Origin of the sequence: Salegentibacter maritimus (assembly GCF_016236915.1) — a bacterium.
GTDB lineage: Bacteria > Bacteroidota > Bacteroidia > Flavobacteriales > Flavobacteriaceae > Salegentibacter > Salegentibacter maritimus.
Map to the genome: position 1 here is coordinate 49285 of NZ_JAEHOK010000005.1, position 18233 is coordinate 67517.

General features: G+C 37.8%; 10 protein-coding genes. 5 read left to right on the plus strand and 5 right to left on the minus strand.

The annotated features are described in order from the left end of the window. Positions 1-93 precede the first annotated feature (93 nt). Positions 94-1110: a dipeptide epimerase gene (locus I6U49_RS05160; protein WP_193712267.1), complete on the plus strand. Its 1017-nt coding sequence runs from the start codon at positions 94-96 to the stop codon at positions 1108-1110. Positions 1111-1174: 64 nt separating this feature from the next. Beyond that, entirely contained in the window at positions 1175-2404 is a 1230-nt protein-coding gene (locus tag I6U49_RS05165) for a C40 family peptidase (RefSeq protein WP_198627847.1), read from the plus strand. 66 nt (positions 2405-2470) lie between these two features. Here the strand turns inward: I6U49_RS05165 and I6U49_RS05170 are convergent, their stop codons facing one another. The 5 genes from I6U49_RS05170 to I6U49_RS05190 are packed head-to-tail and all read right to left on the minus strand — an operon-like array spanning position 2471 to position 11105. Further along, a complete protein-coding gene (locus I6U49_RS05170) occupies positions 2471-6283 on the minus strand; it encodes a phosphodiester glycosidase family protein (protein WP_198627848.1) in 3813 nt (1270 codons plus the stop codon). Positions 6284-6301: 18 nt separating this feature from the next. Beyond that, complete coding sequence (locus I6U49_RS05175) at positions 6302-6889, minus strand: peptidoglycan recognition protein family protein (protein WP_198627849.1); 588 nt, start codon at positions 6887-6889, stop codon at positions 6302-6304. Between the two features lie 52 nt (positions 6890-6941). Further along, positions 6942-7880, minus strand: coding sequence for an N-acetylmuramoyl-L-alanine amidase (locus I6U49_RS05180; RefSeq protein WP_232804638.1), 939 nt, complete (start codon positions 7878-7880; stop codon positions 6942-6944). A gap of 3 nt (positions 7881-7883) precedes the next feature. Then, entirely contained in the window at positions 7884-9806 is a 1923-nt protein-coding gene (gene nagB / locus I6U49_RS05185; RefSeq protein WP_198627850.1) for a glucosamine-6-phosphate deaminase, read from the minus strand. A gap of 27 nt (positions 9807-9833) precedes the next feature. Next, positions 9834-11105 (minus strand): ROK family transcriptional regulator, encoded by a 1272-nt coding sequence (locus I6U49_RS05190; RefSeq protein ID WP_193712262.1) that lies wholly within the window; start codon positions 11103-11105, stop codon positions 9834-9836. A 213-nt stretch (positions 11106-11318) separates the two neighbouring features. Here I6U49_RS05190 and I6U49_RS05195 point away from each other — a divergent pair, with 213 nt between their 5' ends. The 3 genes from I6U49_RS05195 to I6U49_RS05205 all read left to right on the plus strand — a co-directional run bounded on the left by I6U49_RS05195 (position 11319) and on the right by I6U49_RS05205 (position 18066). Continuing rightward, complete coding sequence (locus tag I6U49_RS05195) at positions 11319-12476, plus strand: acyltransferase family protein (protein WP_198627851.1); 1158 nt, start codon at positions 11319-11321, stop codon at positions 12474-12476. Between the two features lie 16 nt (positions 12477-12492). Then, positions 12493-15444, plus strand: a complete 2952-nt coding sequence (locus I6U49_RS05200) for a glycoside hydrolase family 3 N-terminal domain-containing protein (protein ID WP_198627852.1) — start codon at positions 12493-12495, stop codon at positions 15442-15444. Positions 15445-15660: 216 nt separating this feature from the next. Continuing rightward, entirely contained in the window at positions 15661-18066 is a 2406-nt protein-coding gene (locus I6U49_RS05205; RefSeq protein ID WP_198627853.1) for an outer membrane beta-barrel family protein, read from the plus strand. Positions 18067-18233: the final 167 nt, after the last annotated feature.

Here is an 18233-nt window from a genome sequence, read left to right on the forward strand (position 1 = left end):
AGGCCAAGAGGCATTCGTTGGAAACAATTTTTAATTTCGAGGCAAGCCTCGGGGTATTATACCTTTTGGCGGTGCCAATAAAATGCTAAAAAAATGGAGTTAAAATTTTATCCATACAACCTGGAACTAAAAAACACTTTTACCATAAGTCATGGTTCACGGGATGTACAGCCAACCTTAATCGTTTCTTTAAGCGATCGTGGGTTTACTGGTTATGGCGAGGCTACGGCAACCTCTTATTATGGTGTAAGCATAGAAAAAATGCAGGCCGACATCCTTAAAATTGAAGACCTTATTGCTAAAAATATCCTGTTAGACCCCGAAGAATTATGGAACCTAACCTATCCTCATTTAAAAGAAAATCCGTTTGCATTATGCGCTTTGGATATAGCGATGCACGATTTGCACGGAAAAAGAAACCGGCAGCCGCTTTACAAATTGTGGGGTTTAACCTTAGATAATATTCCGCTTACCAATTACACTATCGGAATAGATTCTGTAGAAAAAATGATTCAGAAAATTAAAGAATTTCCGTGGCCACTTTACAAAATAAAACTGGGGACCAAAGATGATGTAGCCATTATTAGAGAGTTGCGCAAACATACCAATTCAATTTTTCGTGTAGATGCCAATGCCGCCTGGGAGGTAAACCAGGCGATAGAAAATGCCAAAGCCCTAAAAGAATTAAATGTAGAGTTCCTGGAGCAGCCCTTAAAAGCAAACGACTGGGAAGGAATGGAAAGACTTTATAAAGAATCGGTTTTACCACTAATTGCCGATGAAAGCTGTATTGAAGAAAGCGATGTAGAGAAATGTGCGGGCTATTTTCACGGTATAAATATTAAACTTACAAAGTGTGGTGGGCTAACGCCGGGAAAACGAATGATTTTAAAAGGGAAGTCCCTTGGCTTAAAAGTAATGCTGGGCTGTATGACCGAATCTACCGTGGGAATTTCGGCCATTGCTCAATTATTGCCATTGCTGGATTATGTAGATATGGATGGTGGCCTATTAATTAAAAATGATATTGCCGACGGCGTAAAAGTTTATGACGAAAAAGTACATTTTCCTAATAGAAATGGAACCGGAGTTGAATTATATGAGAAATAGAAAAATCATGTCATTCTAAACCTGTTTCAGAATCTAAATTTTTAAAAAGTAAAAATAAATAGCGATGAAATTAATCACAAAATCTTACCTACCTTTTCTCTTAAGCGTCTTTTTGTTCGCCTCCTGTGAGGAAACAGAAGAAAAAAATGAAGAAACTCCGCTTAAAAGTCACATTTCGGAAGTGGAAGAGACCTATGCGCCAGATGGCCGGGTAGCGCTTTTTAAAGTTGAAGCAGCTAAAAATGGTGAAGCCTATATCTTAAAAGGAGAAACAAATACTCCCGAAGCAGCAAATGCATTAAAAGAAAAATTGGAGGCTGAAAATATAAAGTTCACCGATAGTATCAAGGTTCTTCCGGATGCTGAGGCTTTAGAAGATAAAGTTCACGGAGTAGTTAAGATTTCGGTGGCCAACCTGCGCGACGAGCCTAAACATTCGGCACAATTGGTAACCCAGGCAACCCTGGGAATGCCCCTTAAAGTATATAAGAAGCAAGACGGCTGGTATTATGTGCAAACCCCAGAGGGATATTTGGCCTGGGTAGACTATGGTGGTATTGAAAATATGACCAAAGAAGAATTCCTTGCCTGGAAATCTGAAGATAAACTTATTTTTACCGAACCAACCGGCAATTCATATTCCGAAGCAAATATCAACTCCCAAACTGTTTCAGACCTTGTAGCAGGGAATGTTTTAGAGCTTACAGGCGAGCAAAATAATTTCTATAGGGTGAAATATCCAAACGGCAAAGAAGGTTTCGTAGCGAAGGCCTATGCGCAGCCATATAGAGAGTGGCTGTTTTCTTTAGAGCAGAATAAAGAAGACCTGGTAGCTACTGCACATAAATTGATGGGTTTACCTTATCTATGGGGCGGAACCTCTCCTAAAGGGGTTGATTGTAGCGGATATACCAAAACCATTTATTTTTTAAACGGAATGGTGATTCCGCGGGATGCTTCGCAACAAATTCATACGGGGGACGTGGTTGATTCTGATAAGAATTTTGAAAATCTTGAAAAAGGCGATTTGCTTTTCTTTGGAAAACCGGCAACCGATTCTACTTCAGAACGTGTGGTTCACGTAGGGATGTGGATTGGAGATAACAAGTTTATCCATTCTATGGGTGAAGTTCACGTTAGTAATTTTGATACCGAAGCCGAAGATTTTGATGAGTATAACTACAATCGCTACCTACGCAGTAAACGTATATTAAACAAAGAAGATAAAGGCTTAATGTACCTTAAAAACACCGATCTCTTTACGACTTCTGAACCAGAAGAAGTGAAGATGTAAACTGGTTGCCTTCAAAAAAAAATCCTCATAAGTTCTTAGAACTTTTGAGGATTTTTTTGAAGAGCGTTATTTATTAACAGGAGGTTGTTGGTCTTCTCTTTCATAAAGATAATAACCGCCTCCTTTATCCCAGCTGCAGAAAATTATAGTATTACCATCCTTAGAAACCCCTATGCCACGAGGTTCGGCGCCATTTACTTCCGGCAGTTCCAACGTCCACATTTCTTGTTTTTCTTCATTTCTATAATGAATGCTGGAAGGTGAAATTCCACTGGATCGTACAGCGGTATAAATAGCATCATTTACTACTTGTATTGCACTAGAGCCGGCAGAAATACTGGTAATATTTTCTTGTTTAGTATAATCTTTGGAATTTTCACTGCTATAAACCTGAATTTTAGGGCTACCAGGGTCTGGAAAAAAAAGGGTTTTGCCATCTTTGGTCATATCAAAAGTTCGTGCGAGGTTCCTGCCTTTAAGTTCAATAGTTCTTATGAGTTTAAAAGTATTTCCCTGCTGTTTTAATATATAGTTAGGATCATCGCCAAAGAGAGACATGGCATATATTTCTCCATTTTCGGACGCACGTGGTGCTGTAATTGCCCGTGCGCCTTTAGGTGCTTCCCAAACCGCAATGCCTTTTCCGGTTGTCGCGTTAATTTTAATGAGCCTACGATTAATTCCGGCTAGAATATTTCCGTCCAAATCTATTCCAATACCGTTTACTGGGCTTAAATTAAATTCTTCGCCATTAATTTTTACGGAAGTTAAAGGCGAAAAATCTGTTTCTTTGTTATTGGTGTTTTTAATAATTAACCCTTTGTTATAATCGGCTAGCCAGAGTTTTCCTTCTCCATCCCATTCGGCACCGTAACCTGCACCGGTAGCATCCAGCTTTCCTTTAAAAACGTAATTTGCAGCCGGTATCTGGGCAAGATCATCCAGGGCTTCTTGAGATTTCATTAAATTTAAAGGGGTAGGAGAAGCATAAGAGAAATTACTTCCGTCTGTGGCTAGAATGCGATGGTAAAAACTTAGCTGTTGGCCAATATTGGAATCTCCAAGCAATTTAAACCATTGTTTCTCTGTCATTTTTAAACTGGTTTCCCTTCCTGTTTTTTTCTGAAGAATTATTTTAGAAAAATCTTCGGTTGGAGAGACCTGATAAATATAACTAACAAAATCTCCATCCTGGTCTATGGCCGGGCTCCATTTTATTTCATAAAGTGCATCAATATTGCGTATACCATAAGTATTTTTTGGGTAATGTGATACAATTTGTGCTGCTTGTGGGGCTTTGTTTTGTACCGGTAATAATTGAGATCGTAAACTGCCTGTTTTGGTATTTATTTGAATATAAATTCCCCCAAAACTTAAATAGCTTCTAATTTCTTCGGTAAGTTTTAAATGGGTTGAAAATGTTCCATTCTTCGTGGAAGGTGACTTAAGTTTTATTTCTTTTAGTAATTCCCCGTCTTCGGTATGCCTTCCTTTATAGATTTTTATCGGGCTGCTATTCGAAAATTCTGAAGCTACATTAAAGTAATTACCCGTGATTTTAAGTTTGTTGTTTTCAATTTTAGCCTTCACCTCTGCTATGCCGGCAATGTCAGCTGTTTTAGTATTTAAACTAGACAAATAAGCTTTAAATTTTTGGCTTTTAACAATATCCCGGCGCATTACATAACCGTTTACGCCTATCATGGCTGCAGGTAAAGTTTTTTCGTCAAACAAAGGCATTGCTGCAGCTTGCTTTTTCTTTATATCGTAGGTACTGTAAATAATGGAATCTTTTGAATTAAAGATATCCATGATTGTTATGGTATTTACCGGTTTTTTACTTTGCGTTAGCCATGAACGGGGCCCAGATCCGGCAGCACCGGTATTTAATAATTGTAATTTTCCTCTTTTACCCGGGTAATAAGCGTGTTGATGCCCACTTATATACGTATGTACTTCATATTTCTCAAGCAGTTTCTGTAATTCTTTGGCATTTTCTAAAACATTGCCTTTAGAATCCCTTTCCTGCGCTACACTGTAAAGGGGCATATGGCCTATTACAAATCTATAGGTGGATTTTTTTGCTTCAGGGGTTTTAAACTGCTCTTTTAGCCATTCCAGGTTTTCTTTGGTGATTTTGGAAGAAGAGGCTTCCCAGGAAACAAAAAAGTTATTTTTTGCAACAAAAGAGTAGTAGTTAGGAAAATTAGTAGCGTCTACAAATTGAAGCCCGGTTTTATATATGTTTTCATTCCAAAATTTTTTAGCAAAGTTATGTTCTATTGTATAATTTCTTGGTCCGTCATGATTGCCCAGGGTAAAAGCAAATGGAACTTTCGCTTTGTGCAAAGGAGCCATGATATGCCCATCAAAACCATCCCACATTTTTTGCAATTGGGTTGTTTTAGAAATTCCCATACCTGCAACCATATCACCGCCACAAATCACTAAATCTGGTTGCCAAATTTTCGGAATTCTATTTATTATGCTATCTACCTGCCACTCGTAATTGGCCGCTCCAAGCCCTGAATTTAAGTCGGAGATTACTGCAATACGAAAATCTCCTCGTTTTGGTAACACAGGAGAATCTTTTTTGGCTACCAGGCGTATGGCATCTACAGTAAATTTTCCTTCAGAGGCCCCAACTATTTCAAGGCTGTCTTTGGGGCCTATTTCAAAATTGCCCAGCACATTCCACTTTCCTACATTTTTCAGGGATTTTTGATTGATACTAAGAGTATCGGTTTTGGCTTCACCATGTAAAATATACAGTACTTGTTCAGAATTTTTCTGCGAGTTTACAGTAAACCACGAAGCTAGTTGGTAATTATTGCGCGCTATACCTTTAAAAGTATAAAAAGCTTTATTTATCTTGTTTGAAGTAGCTTGCCTGGAGGCACTTTCTCCATAATAATTTACCTGGTTAGAGGTACTCCATATTCCTGCCTGAGAGAAATTGCTATCCTCAGTATCAAAAATTATTGGTTGGGTACGAGTCGAAACCTGAGTTTCAGATATTACTAAAGCTCCGGCATTTTTTCTTAAACTATTTCGGTTTCCTCCGGTAATATCTGTTGGAATATTTACTACCTCGTTGGCGGCAATCATAGCCGAGGACCCTCCGCCATCTAAGTTTACCGCTTCTTTTGCACCAACTTCTAACATTAACTGTGCTAATTCTTCCAAACTCACGCCAACACTGGCCTCCTGCCGTCCGTCTACGACCATCATAATTAAGCTGTGTTTGTTCTTGTAACCAATGGCAGTTCTTGGATGCCGCATCAGGTGGCTACCCGTAAATCCCTCTTCTTTATCGGTTACGTTAATTTTCCCATTTTTCAGTAAAACCGGTCCGCCACCTACTGCCTGACTTACATTCCAAATTTCCGATTTTGAATTGATATCTGGCGAGGCGAATTTCATAGGAATATTATTATTTCCGGAATTTACCCAGGCAACTTCCGGCTTGTTATTCTTTATTCCAAAAGCACCCCTTGCAATTTCAGTATTTGGTCCCGGTGCGATCACTTCTCCATCCTGAATAATTGTGCTTACAGAAGAATTTGCGGCGAAATAACCACCATTTATGGCTAATATTCCATTTCCTCTTTTATAGGTTTCTTTGGTGGTTTCCCTTATGGTATTACTGCCTAAAGAACGCAATTTAAGGTTGGTGTCACGCAAATCTATAATGGCATACATCGCTCTAACCGGCTTATTATCTGGTAATTTACCAAAAGCATCAAAAATCTTTATAGAAGCGGGTAGATTTATATTTAGGTCTTCTCTTGGTTGCCAATTAAGATTTATTTCCTGGCTTTGGAGCGGAAAAATGAGTAAAAGGCCTAAAATATTGATGAATATTTTAGTTAGTTTCATAACAATCTATTTTAGGTGTTATTTTAATTCTGATAGCTTTTGATATAAATTATTCCCGGGACAACTGGTCTCGGCTTGATCTTTGTGGCCGCTAATTGTCTTAGGGGAAATATCATATTCGCTGGAAATAAAGGCGATAAGTTCTTTTAAACTTTCCCACTGTTGAGGTAGAACTTTTTCTTTATTAAAATCTCCTTCTACCACAATTAGTACATGGCCTTCAAGGTTGTAATTGGTATTGGAATCGCCCTGGAAGTTTATATTCCTTCCTTCAGCAATTTTACCATTGGTTGCGATATAAAAATGGTAAGGAACGTCTGCCCAGGCTTTTTTAATGCTCCCATCGGCCATTTGAGAATTTTTTTGGGAGAAATTTTGCAAGGCCTGCAGTTTCTTTTCTATAGAAAGTTCCGGCTTTTGTGGCATCCCTGTGTGGTGAATGGTAATAAATTGCGGTTTATGCAACTTCATTTCCATAACCGCTTTTTTGGCATTCCAGTCTTCCCTTTTAAGAATAACAAAATCTTTTTTATTGCTCTTTTGGGCAGAAATTGAGAAACTCCATAAAAACACAATAAGAGCAATAGACTTGGTAATATAGCTCATGGGATTACCGCATTTAATTTTAAATTGTTCCGTTTTTAGAAGCAACAATTATTTAAAGATACTTCTTATAAAGCAAATACAGCACTTTTATATCATATGCATTAAAAGGCTGATCCAGGTCTTCTTGAATAAAATGTAATTTAAAAGCACTTTTTGCTGCCTCCAGGTTTGAAGTATTATAACCTATAATTTTAAGGGCATTTTCAATATTAAAATCGGCAGGGATTATTTTAGGAAAAACCAATTTATCTATAAAAGGGATGCGGGTAGTAAGACGGGTATTGAGATTAATAACCAAAGGATTCGGTTTAAAAAACTCGGCTTCAAGTTGTAGGTTTTCTACTTCAGCTTCATTATACCACAGTCCAAAACCTGCGTCAGCTAAGCGTTTCCATGGGAAATAAGCATTAGGGTCTACCTTTCTGGAAGGTGCAATATCAGAATGTCCTATAAAATTTTCTGCGGGAATATTGTATTTTTCTTTAATTTCGTCTAATAACTTTAGCAGACTTGTAATCTGTAAGTCGGTAAATTTTTCTTTTCCATTGTTATCAATTTCAATGCCCAGTGAAGAAGAATTTAAATCGGTGTTGTTGCCCCATTGGCCAATGCCACCGTGCCAGGCCCTAAGATAATCGTTAAGCATATGGTATATTTCACCATTTTTTGCAACAACATAGTGTGAGCTTACCTGTGTTCTGGGAAGTGTGAATGTATTTAAAGTTTGTTTTACAGAGTCTTGCGCCGTATGGTGTAAAACCACGTAATTTGGTTTGCGCATATTGAAGTTAGTAGTTCCTACCCAGTAATCGCCATAATTGAGTGCGGATTCGTTTTGGTTTTCCCAGGTAGGGAACTGCTGTAACTCTTTACTAAAGTTTTTTACCTGCTTTTTATAGATTCTGTTGGTTTTCGCATAGGGGTTAGAACTGCATGAACCAAGTATGCCAAGCATTAACAGACTAATAAAAAGCAGATAAGAACTTTTCATTTTTTAATCAAATTTCCATCTTACAAAAGCCTCCATGGCTTCGTAGTTTGCCAGTCCAAGGGCATGGTAGCTTTCAGCGGTTTCGCGGTTTCTTTCTTCTGCCCGTACCCAAAACTCCCTTTCGTCATCACCTGGGAAAACCGGGGTGTCTTTTTGGGATTGGTGTTGAAAGATAGCCTTTCTTTTGCGTTCAACTTCTTGTGGAGATAGCGGAACTGCCATTTCGATCTCGTGAACAGCAAACTCTTGCCAGGCTCCACGGTACATCCATAACCAACAGTCTTTAGTCCAGGATTCCGTTTTACGAAGCCTGTTAAGTGCTTCCAGAATTATACGGAAACAAACAATATGGGTGCCATGAGGGTCGGCAAAATCTCCTGCTGCAAAAACCTGATGAGGTTTTATTTCGTTCAACAGTTCCATAGTAAGTTCTACGTCTTTTTCGGTTACAGGGCTTTTTACCCGCTTTCCTGTTTCGTAGAATGGCAGCGCCATAAAATGGATGTTTTTATCCTTTAGGCCTGCGTAACGGGCTCCTGCAATAGCTTCAGACTTTCTAATAAAGGCTTTTACGTCTCTAATTTCATCTAAATCTATATCATTGGGTTGTTTCTTGTCAATAAATGCACGCATCTTTTCATAAGTTGCTTCCAATTTACTGGTGTCTTCTCCGGTACTTCGCTTAAAATCTATGGCAAATTCTACATAGCGCAATACATCGGTATCCCAAACAGCTGTATTTCCTGAAGTTTGATAAGCCACGTGAACATCGTGCCCCTGGTCTACAAGCCTAATAAAAGTACCTCCCATAGAAATAACATCATCGTCGGGGTGCGGAGAGAAAATTAGCGAGCGTTTTTTCTCAGGGCTTTTACGTTCCGGACGTTGGGAGTCGTCTGCCTGGGGTTTACCACCGGGCCAACCGGTAATGCTATGTTGTAATTGGTTAAAAACGTCTATATTAATTTGGTATGCCGGGCCTTGCTCGGTAGCAAGTTGTGCCATGCCATTATTATTATAGTCTTCGTCAGTAAGCTTTAAGATTGGTTTTCCTACTTCGGAAGAAAGCCAGATTACGGCTTTTTTAATAAGGGTTTTATCCCATGCGCAATCTTTTACCAACCAGGGCGTGTCAAATCTGGTTAATTCTGAAGCCGCATCGTTATCAAGGATAAATTCAACATTATCTGAAAGTTGAAGATAGGTTGCCGGAACATTTCCTGAAATCTCACCTTCTACAGCCTTTTTAATAATTGGAGCTTTTTTTCTGCTCCAGGCCATTAAAATAATTTCCCGGGCTTTAAAAATAGTACCTATACCCATGGTTATGGCTTTGGTAGGTACATTTTCTTTACCTCCAAAATCACGTGATGCATCACGACGCGTTAAATCGTCTAAAGTAACTAAACGTGTACCAGAGTTGGGGGCAGACCCTGGCTCATTAAAACCAATATGTCCCGTTCTACCAATTCCCAGCAACTGTAAATCTAATCCGCCGTAGAACCCAATTTTTTCTTCATAGGCAAGACAATAATCAGTAATTTCATCTTTGTTTAGGGTTCCATCGGGAATATGAATGTTTTGCCTTTCTATGTCTATATGGTTAAAAAGGACTTCATCCATAAACTTAACGTAGCTCTGCTTGGCATCTGGTTGCATTGGGTAATACTCATCCAGGTTAAAAGTGATCACGTTTTTAAAACTTAAGCCTTCTTCTTTGTGCAGTCTAATTAGTTCTTCATAAACTTTAACCGGAGTAGCTCCTGTAGCAAGGCCCAGAACGGCATGTTCGTTATTACCCTGTTTACGCTGAATTAGATCTGCAATGCGTTTCGCTACCTTTCTAGAGGCAATATGTTCATCTTCATAAACTTTTACCGGTAGTTTTTCAAAACGTGTTTCTTCTAAAAGATTTAATCTTGCCATAATTTTAGCTGATTATTGATTTATTATTTAGCTGATATGCGATTTTACCAGGTTTACCTGGTCTTTAAAAATATCTTCCATTACTGCTATGGTGCCCCCGTATAAACTGGAATGTGCACCAAGAGTAGAAAGTTCTATTTTGGTACGTTCTTTAAGTTGCATCATGCAATAGGTATTTATTGATTGTTGAATTGGTGTGGTAATAAACTTCTTTGCTTCGGCAATCTTCCCTTCTAAAATCACCAATTCGGGATTAAATATTTGAATTAGAATCGCAATTCCTTTCCCTAATTTAATTCCTATTTCAGATAAGGCCTGGATCGCGAATTGATCTCCTCTATTTGCTGCCTCTATGATAGTTTCTGGTTCTAGTTTTTCGAGCTCTTCTTTTTTAAGACTATTTAAAACCGAAGTTTGTCCGGCTTTTAAACCTTCTTTTGTTTTTCTAACCAAAGCAAGGCCAGAGGCTTCTGTTTCCAGGCAGCCACGCTTGCCACAGTGACATAACAGGCCATCTTCTGTCATGGGGATATGGCCAAATTCACCGGCAAAACCAGATTCTCCAGAGTGCATTTTGCCACCCATAATAATTCCCAGGCCAATACCCCAATCCATAGAAATCACCAAAACATTGTTTTTGTTTTTGGCTTTTCCATAGCGAAATTCAGCCAGGCAGGCACTTTTAGCATCATTTAAGATAGCTACCGGTTTTTTAAATTTTTTCTCAATTTTTAATTTAAGTGATTCTGGCTCCTGTTCGCTTAAATAATAGGTGAAGTTCTTACCGGCATCGGCAGAAACCAGTCCGGGCATACTTATACCTACACCCATAATTTGGTCTTGCTTTATTTCGGCTTCTTGAAGCAATTCCTGGCTCCATTTATATAAGAGCTCTACAATATTGGTTTCTGAAGAGATTTCTGTTGGCCAGGACTTCTCCTTAATTATTGAATGGTTATTATCAATTATCGCTAATTTAATCCTAAAACGCTCAATATGAACACTTATTACAAAAAACGATTCTTCAATAAGCCCGTAAAGATCGGGCTTCCTTCCTCCTTCCGATTTTCCACGGCCTTTCTTTATCACGATGCCTTCTTCAGTAAGTTGGTTCAAAAGAGACATAGAAGTTGGCAAACTTACATTAAAACGTTGGCAAACCTCTGCGTTTGAAGTCTCTCCATTTAGAAAAAGATGCTTGATGATCTTTAATTTCTGAAGAAATTTCTTTCGCTCTACATTGTTTATTGTAGAGAGGTTTTTTTCATCTAGAAAGAAGTTATGTAGGTCTGTCGGCATAAATTTGAGTTGTCTGGATTGTAAAATAAAAGCTTTTGGAAAAATGAATTTATTTTGAATTTAAAAGTAGATAAAAAAATTATTTTTAGAAATACTTTTTCTATTTTTTTATAAAAGATCGGCTATTTAAGCAAATTTTGTATTTTTATATATTTAGTTTAATATACAATTTTTAAATCTATTTTTCTTTAATTAGTATTATAATAAGCAAGGATGGCGCTTACAAACAAATTACCGAAGGAAACAACAAGAGTTAAAAGCGAGCGATATCTTGCGTTAGATGTATTACGCGGATTAACCGTGGCCCTAATGATACTGGTGAATACACCCGGTAGTTGGTCGCACATTTATGCACCATTTAAGCATGCGCCCTGGGATGGATTTACCCCTACAGATTGGGTGTTCCCTTCGTTTTTATTTGTAATAGGAAACGCGATGAGTTTTAGTCTTCGCAAATATGAAAGTATTTCTGAAAGCGTATTTTTAAAAAAAGTTTTTAAGCGGTCTATACTCATTTTTCTCATAGGATTGTTTTTAAATGCATTTCCCTTTGTTTTTAGGCAGGAAGGAGAACTGGTTTTTAAAAATTTAGCAAATATTCGCATTATGGGTGTTTTACAGCGTATTGCCCTTTGTTACTTTTTTGCATCTCTTATTCTTCATTATTTAAAGTTGAAGAAATCGATAATCTTTGGAAGTATTATTTTACTTGGGTATTGGGCAATTATGTGGTTTTTTGGCGATCAACCCAATCCGCTTTCACTAGAGCAGAACGCAGCGTTAAAGTTCGACCAGCTTATATTCAATGATGAAAATCTATATAAAGGCTATGGCTTGCCATTTGATCCTGAAGGTTTATTGAGTACACTTCCCGCTATTGTGAATGTAATTGCTGGGTATGCGGCAGGCGTTTTTATACAAAAATCGGGAAATAACATGGCTACTGTAATCAAGCTTGGTATATATGGTGTTATCTTGTTGGCGGTAGCACAAATTTGGGATATTTGGTTTCCAATTAACAAGCCTATCTGGAGTAGTTCTTATGTGTTATATAGCACGGGTTGGACACTTTTAGTGCTTTCAGTTTTTATATTGATTATTGAAATCCTGGGCCAAAAAAAATGGACTGGCTTTTTTGAAGCTTTTGGCAAAAACCCTTTGTTTGTTTTTGTCATGTCTGGCCTTGTAGTGATGCTTTTAAATATTATTTATGTTAACGGTCAGGCTCTAAAACCCTGGCTTTACGAAAACTTATATCTTAGCTGGTTAAACAATTATAATGCTTCGCTGCTATTTGCCGTTTCTTATATGTTACTAATGTGGTTGCTTGGTTATTTTTTGCATAAAAAACGTATCTATATTAAAGTATAAAATCAATTTTTGAATAATGAAAAATATAAAAGTTCGCTTGTTTACCTTTATAATGGTTTTTTTAGGCCTAACGCTTCAGGCGCAGGAAAACCTTAAAAAAATACCGGAATTTCTTCAATATACCAATAGTAAATGGGTAGATTCCATTATGCAAGAGCTTACTCCAAAAGAGCGTATTGCCCAGCTTATTATGGTCGCGGCTTACTCTAACCGTGACAACGCACATAAAGAAGAAATTTTAAAATTGATTAATGATCAAAAAATTGGGGGTGTAATATTTTTCCAGGGCGATCCAGAAACACAGTTAACTTTGATGAACGATTATCAATTGGCTTCAAAAGTTCCTTTGTTGGGTGCCATAGATGCCGAATGGGGTCTGGGAATGAGACTGGACAATACCATAAGCTATCCTTACCAAATGGCTCTGGGTGCTATCCAGGACGACAGTTTGGTGTATGAGCTGGGTTGTGAGGTTGCACGCCAAATAAAACGCACCGGCCTTCACCTTAATTTTGCACCGGTGGTAGATGTAAATAACAATCCCAACAACCCGGTAATTAATTACCGCTCTTTTGGTGAAAATAAAGAAAACGTTTCCCGCAAAGGAATTGCTTATATGAGGGGTATGCAAGATGCTAATTTATTGACATCGGCCAAGCATTTTCCCGGACATGGAGATACCGATACCGATTCCCATTATGCACTGCCCCAAATAAACCATCCTTTTGAAAGATTAGATTCCTTAGAAATGTATCCTTTTAAAGAATTAATAGACGCCGGAATTGGAGGTGTGATGGTAGCGCATCTAAATATTCCCGCGCTAGATTCTACCGGGGTGCCTTCAACCTTGTCAAAATCTATTATTACAGGTATTCTTAAAGATAGCTTAGGATTTAAAGGGTTAATTGTAACCGATGCCATGAATATGAAAGGGGTAACCGCCGGAAACGAACCCGGTGTTGTAGATAAAGACGCTATTTTGGCCGGAAATGATCTTTTAGAGTTTACCGAAGATGTTCCTAGAGCTATTGAGGAGGTTAGTAAAGCAGTACAACAAGGTCTAATAACCCAGGCAGCACTAGATGAAAGAGTGAGAAAAATTTTGGCGGTTAAACAATGGGTTGGCTTAAATGAGTTTAAAGCGCAAAGCCCTAAAAATATTTTGAAGGAGATAAACACTCCTAAAGCAAAATTTTTAAACAGAAAACTGGTAGAAGCCTCACTTACCGTATTAAGGAATAAAAACAGCATTTTACCTTTAAGAAAACTGGATACTTTAAAGATTGCTTCAATATCTTTTGGAGCTTCCGGGCAAACTGAATTTCAGAAAAGCCTAAATCTTTATACCGAAGTAAAAAACTTCCAGTTAAAGGCCGGTGCAAGTGCTTCTGAAGTAGCAAAAATCAAAGAAAAACTTTCAACATATAACCTGGTTATTGGTGGAATTCACGACGATAGCCGTTTTCCCCGCAATACGATGAAATTCTCTAAACCGGTAAAAGATTTTATCGCAGAACTTGCCGGGGAAGAGCATACGGTTTTTAGCTATTTTAAAAATCCGTATTCCTTAAATAAACTTGATGCGATTGAAAATGCTGCCGGTTTGGTTTTAACCTACCAGGATACCAAAACCACACAAGACCTTGCCGCCCAGCTTATTTTTGGTGGGGTAGGAGCCAATGGAAGACTTCCTGTGAGCGTTGGTGAGAAGTTTAAATCTGGAGACGGATTGGATGTTAAGGGGAAAATAAGGTTAAAATATACACTACCTGAAGATGCCGGGATGAATTCTAATGTGCTTTATGGAGGTGTAGATTCTTTAATGCACGAAGCCATAAAAAAAAAAGCGACGCCGGGAGGGCAAATTTTAGTCGCTAAAGATGGAAAGGTAGTATTGCATAAAGCCTATGGTTTCCATGAATATAGCGATACCGTAAGAGTAAAAAAAAACGATATCTACGACCTGGCTTCGGTAACCAAAATTTCTTCGGCTTTACCGGCTTTAATGAAGTTACACGATGAAGGGAAATTTGAACTTGATGCCGGTATAGAAGATTATTTACCCTATTTTAAGAATTCAAATAAAGCAGAGGTTCCTTTTAGGCAAATCCTTGCTCACCAGGCCAGGTTTAAGCCCTGGATTCCCTATTGGAGAAATACGCTTCGTGAAAACGGAAGTCACAAATGGTTTACCTTTAAAAAGGATTCTTCCAGGCGCTTTCCTGTAAAAGTGAGTGAAGATTTATGGTTACATCGCAATTACCAGAAGAAGATATTTAAAGCTATTAAAAAGTCAGACTTGGAAGATGAGGCGAAATATAAATATTCGGGCCTGGTTTTTTATTTATTGCCCTCAATAGTTGAAGAGATTTCCGGGGAAGATTTTAGAAAATATATCAATGAAAATTTTTATAATAAACTGGGTGCTATAAGCTTAGGTTATAACCCGCTGGAGCGCTTTGAAAAAAGCCGAATAGTCCCTACCGAACACGATTATTTATTCCGAAAAAAACCAATTCATGGAATGGTGCACGATGAAGGTGCAATAATGATGGGTGGTATTTCTGCCAACGCCGGACTTTTCTCTAACGCCAACGATCTTGCAAAACTAATGCAGATGTACCTTAATATGGGCGAATATGGAGGGGAGCGTTATATTGAAGAAGAAACCTTAAAGGAATGGAGTACAGCCCAGTTTCCCGAAAATAACAATCACCGGGGGATAGGTTTTGATAAACCTTATTTAGAATATAAAGGCGAAAGCAGCAATACGGCAAAAGATGCCAGCAAAGCCAGTTTTGGCCATACAGGCTTTACGGGAATTTATGCCTGGGTAGACCCTGCCGAAGATTTGCTTTACCTGTTTCTTTCTAACCGGGTTTTACCTACAAGGGAAAATACAAGACTATACCAATTAAATACCAGAACTAATATACAGCAGGTTTTATATGATGCTATAGAGGAATAGTGTTTTAAGATTGGTTTATTGGCACCGCCAAAGGATGTAATACCCCTGGACTTGCCTCGAAATTAATAATTTGTTTTCAACGAATGCCTCGTGGACTTTTTCCAAGTTGATTTATTAATAAATATTCTGAATTAAAGAATAGATTTCTTAAACACTTTACATATTATCTAATAAAGTATATATTTGTTTGAATTTTTCGCAAACCATTCGAAGTATATGAACCGTAAATGCCCCCCCATCCTAATTACCCTACTACTTCTATCTTCTAACCCTTTTTTTGCACAAAACAGCTTAAAAGGAAAACTGGTAAATGAAGCCAGTGAACCGGTGGCATTTGCCAATGTTATTTTATTAAATTCACAAGATTCTACTTCTGTCTATAAAGGGGTTATTTCAGAAGATAATGGGGAGTTTTCTTTTAAGGAAGTTCCATCTGATAAATACCTCTTAAAAGTGAGTTTTGTAGGATATGAAGAATATCTACGCGAGATTTCAATAAATTCTGATAAAAAATTAAAGAAAATAATCTTAAAAGAAGCTGCCTCAAACTTAGATGAGGTAACTATTAAAACCCGTAAACCAAATATTACACGAAGCATAGACCGTATTACTTTTGATGTTGAAAACTCAACACTTTCCAGCGGAAACAGCTGGGATATTTTGCGGCAAACCCCGGGAGTAATTATAAACCAGGGGCAATTGCAGGTTAGGAATGCCGGGGTAAGTGTCTATATAAACGATAGAAAAGTACAATTAACTGCCGATGAACTACAAAACCTTTTGCAAAGTTATTCGGCCGAAAATATTAGTTCGGTTGAGGTAATTACCAATCCGCCGGCACGTTATGAAGCTGAAGGCGGTGCTATTCTAAATATTAATACCACTTCAGCTATATCTCCCGGTTATAAAGGAAGTATAGAAGGAGCATACACACAGGGCATCGTTCCTAAATACCTGTTGGGAACCAGTCATTATTGGAAAGGCGAAAAGTTAAATGTGTTTGCTAATTATACTTTTAGCCCCCGAAAGGAAATAAAGAGGGACGATAATTATATTAATTTCCCCTCTGATTTTGAATTCGATCAAAGATGGCAAACCGATTTTGAAAGAATAACACGTTCCCAGGCGCATAACGCCAATATTATTTTCGATTATGATTTTGATGAAAAGAATAAGTTAAGCTTTTCTTCTAACCTCTTGTTCTCTCCCAATAAGACATTTGATAATTCAGTAAGCACTGATATTGCTACCCAGGCAAATACAGCTTTTTCTAATTTTAGAACCAATAGCGGTGTAACTACCGATGATAGTAATGTTGCATTAGATTTAAGTTATATTCACAGTTTTGAAAATGGGGGAACTATTTCGGCTGGGGCTCACTATACCAAATTTAACCAGGAGAGAGATCAAATGGTGGAAACCAATTATTTTTCAGGAAATGGTGAATTGGTGAATAATATTGCCTTTAATACCGAAGCAATTCAGGATATCAACATTTTTACCGCCCAAATAGATTTAAGTACGAGTCTTGGAGCAACCGCATTTGAAAGCGGACTTAAATTATCGAGTATAGATTCAGAAAGTAGGATCGATTTCTTTAATGCCGAAAGCCTGGAAGAATTGTACGATAATCTTTCAGACGAATTTCATTACGATGAAAAGGTGTATGCATTGTATGCCAGTGCGTCCCGCGACTGGGAACAGTGGAGCGCAAAATTGGGGCTAAGAGGGGAATATACCGATCTTTTAGGAATGTCTTTTTCAACCGATGAATTAAACAGTCAGGAATATTTTGAATTATTTCCTACCGCTTACCTACAGTACCGGGCTTCAGATAATCATAGCTTTACCCTGGATTACAGCAGAAGAATTGAACGCCCACGTTATGAAAGTTTAAATCCATTCCGCTATTTTCTAAATGAAAACGATTTTAATGCGGGAAACCCGAATTTACGTGCTGCAATTAGTAATAATTTCAACCTGAATTATACCTTAATGCAGAAGTATTTTTTTGATATTTATTATAGGGATAATGGCAGGTCTCCGGCTAGTTTGGCCTTTCAGGACAATCAAAATTTAACCATAAGAAGAATGCAGGCAAATCTTTTGGAGAGTAAAAGTTACGGCCTGGATATGCTGCACGGGCGTTCTGTTTTTGGCTGGTGGTATACACAATTATATGCCTCTTTATTTCACGAAGAGAATAAATTTCTTGCTGTAGAGAGTGATAATGCCAAAGTAACCAACGAGATTGATGCGGTTTATACCCAGTTATACAATTCTTTTACACTATCAAAAGATGGTACTTTTTCGGGTAACTTAAGCTTTACCTATGTTTCAGATTTTATTTCGGGATCTTATAATTTTGATCCTTTTTCAACCTTAAATATTGGTTTTAGAAAAACACTTTGGAACAAGCGTGCAGAATTAAGCCTGAATATCCACGATATTTTTAATAATACTAATACCAGGCTTACTTCCCGGTATCTAAACCAGAATAATTCATTTTTTGCCCGTGAGGAAATGCGTTATGTTAGGCTTGGGTTTAAGTATAACTTCGGAAACTTTAGGCTAAAAGATAATCAACGTAGCATAGAAGCCGCCGAGAGGGATAGGTTGTAAAGGGCCGAATATGCTTTATTCCGTCAAGCTGAACTTGTTTCAGCTTCTAAACCTATACTGAAATTATATCTTGTTAGATCCCCGATAAAAAATCGAGGCAGGCTCTAAAATAAATTCAGAATGAGGGTTTATAGAGAAAATCCGATTTAACTCCCTGCTTTTGGGAG

Bases quoted from the DNA above. Each gene is read 5' to 3' on its own strand.
- I6U49_RS05160 (WP_193712267.1), top strand. From the start codon at position 94: ATGGAGTTAAAATTTTATCCATACAACCTGGAACTAAAAAACACTTTT.
- I6U49_RS05165 (WP_198627847.1), top strand. From the start codon at position 1,175: ATGAAATTAATCACAAAATCTTACCTACCTTTTCTCTTAAGCGTCTTT.
- I6U49_RS05170 (WP_198627848.1), bottom strand. From the start codon at position 6,283: ATGAAACTAACTAAAATATTCATCAATATTTTAGGCCTTTTACTCATT.
- I6U49_RS05175 (WP_198627849.1), bottom strand. From the start codon at position 6,889: ATGAGCTATATTACCAAGTCTATTGCTCTTATTGTGTTTTTATGGAGT.
- I6U49_RS05180 (WP_232804638.1), bottom strand. From the start codon at position 7,880: ATGAAAAGTTCTTATCTGCTTTTTATTAGTCTGTTAATGCTTGGCATA.
- nagB (WP_198627850.1), bottom strand. From the start codon at position 9,806: ATGGCAAGATTAAATCTTTTAGAAGAAACACGTTTTGAAAAACTACCG.
- I6U49_RS05190 (WP_193712262.1), bottom strand. From the start codon at position 11,105: ATGCCGACAGACCTACATAACTTCTTTCTAGATGAAAAAAACCTCTCT.
- I6U49_RS05195 (WP_198627851.1), top strand. From the start codon at position 11,319: ATGGCGCTTACAAACAAATTACCGAAGGAAACAACAAGAGTTAAAAGC.
- I6U49_RS05200 (WP_198627852.1), top strand. From the start codon at position 12,493: ATGAAAAATATAAAAGTTCGCTTGTTTACCTTTATAATGGTTTTTTTA.
- I6U49_RS05205 (WP_198627853.1), top strand. From the start codon at position 15,661: ATGAACCGTAAATGCCCCCCCATCCTAATTACCCTACTACTTCTATCT.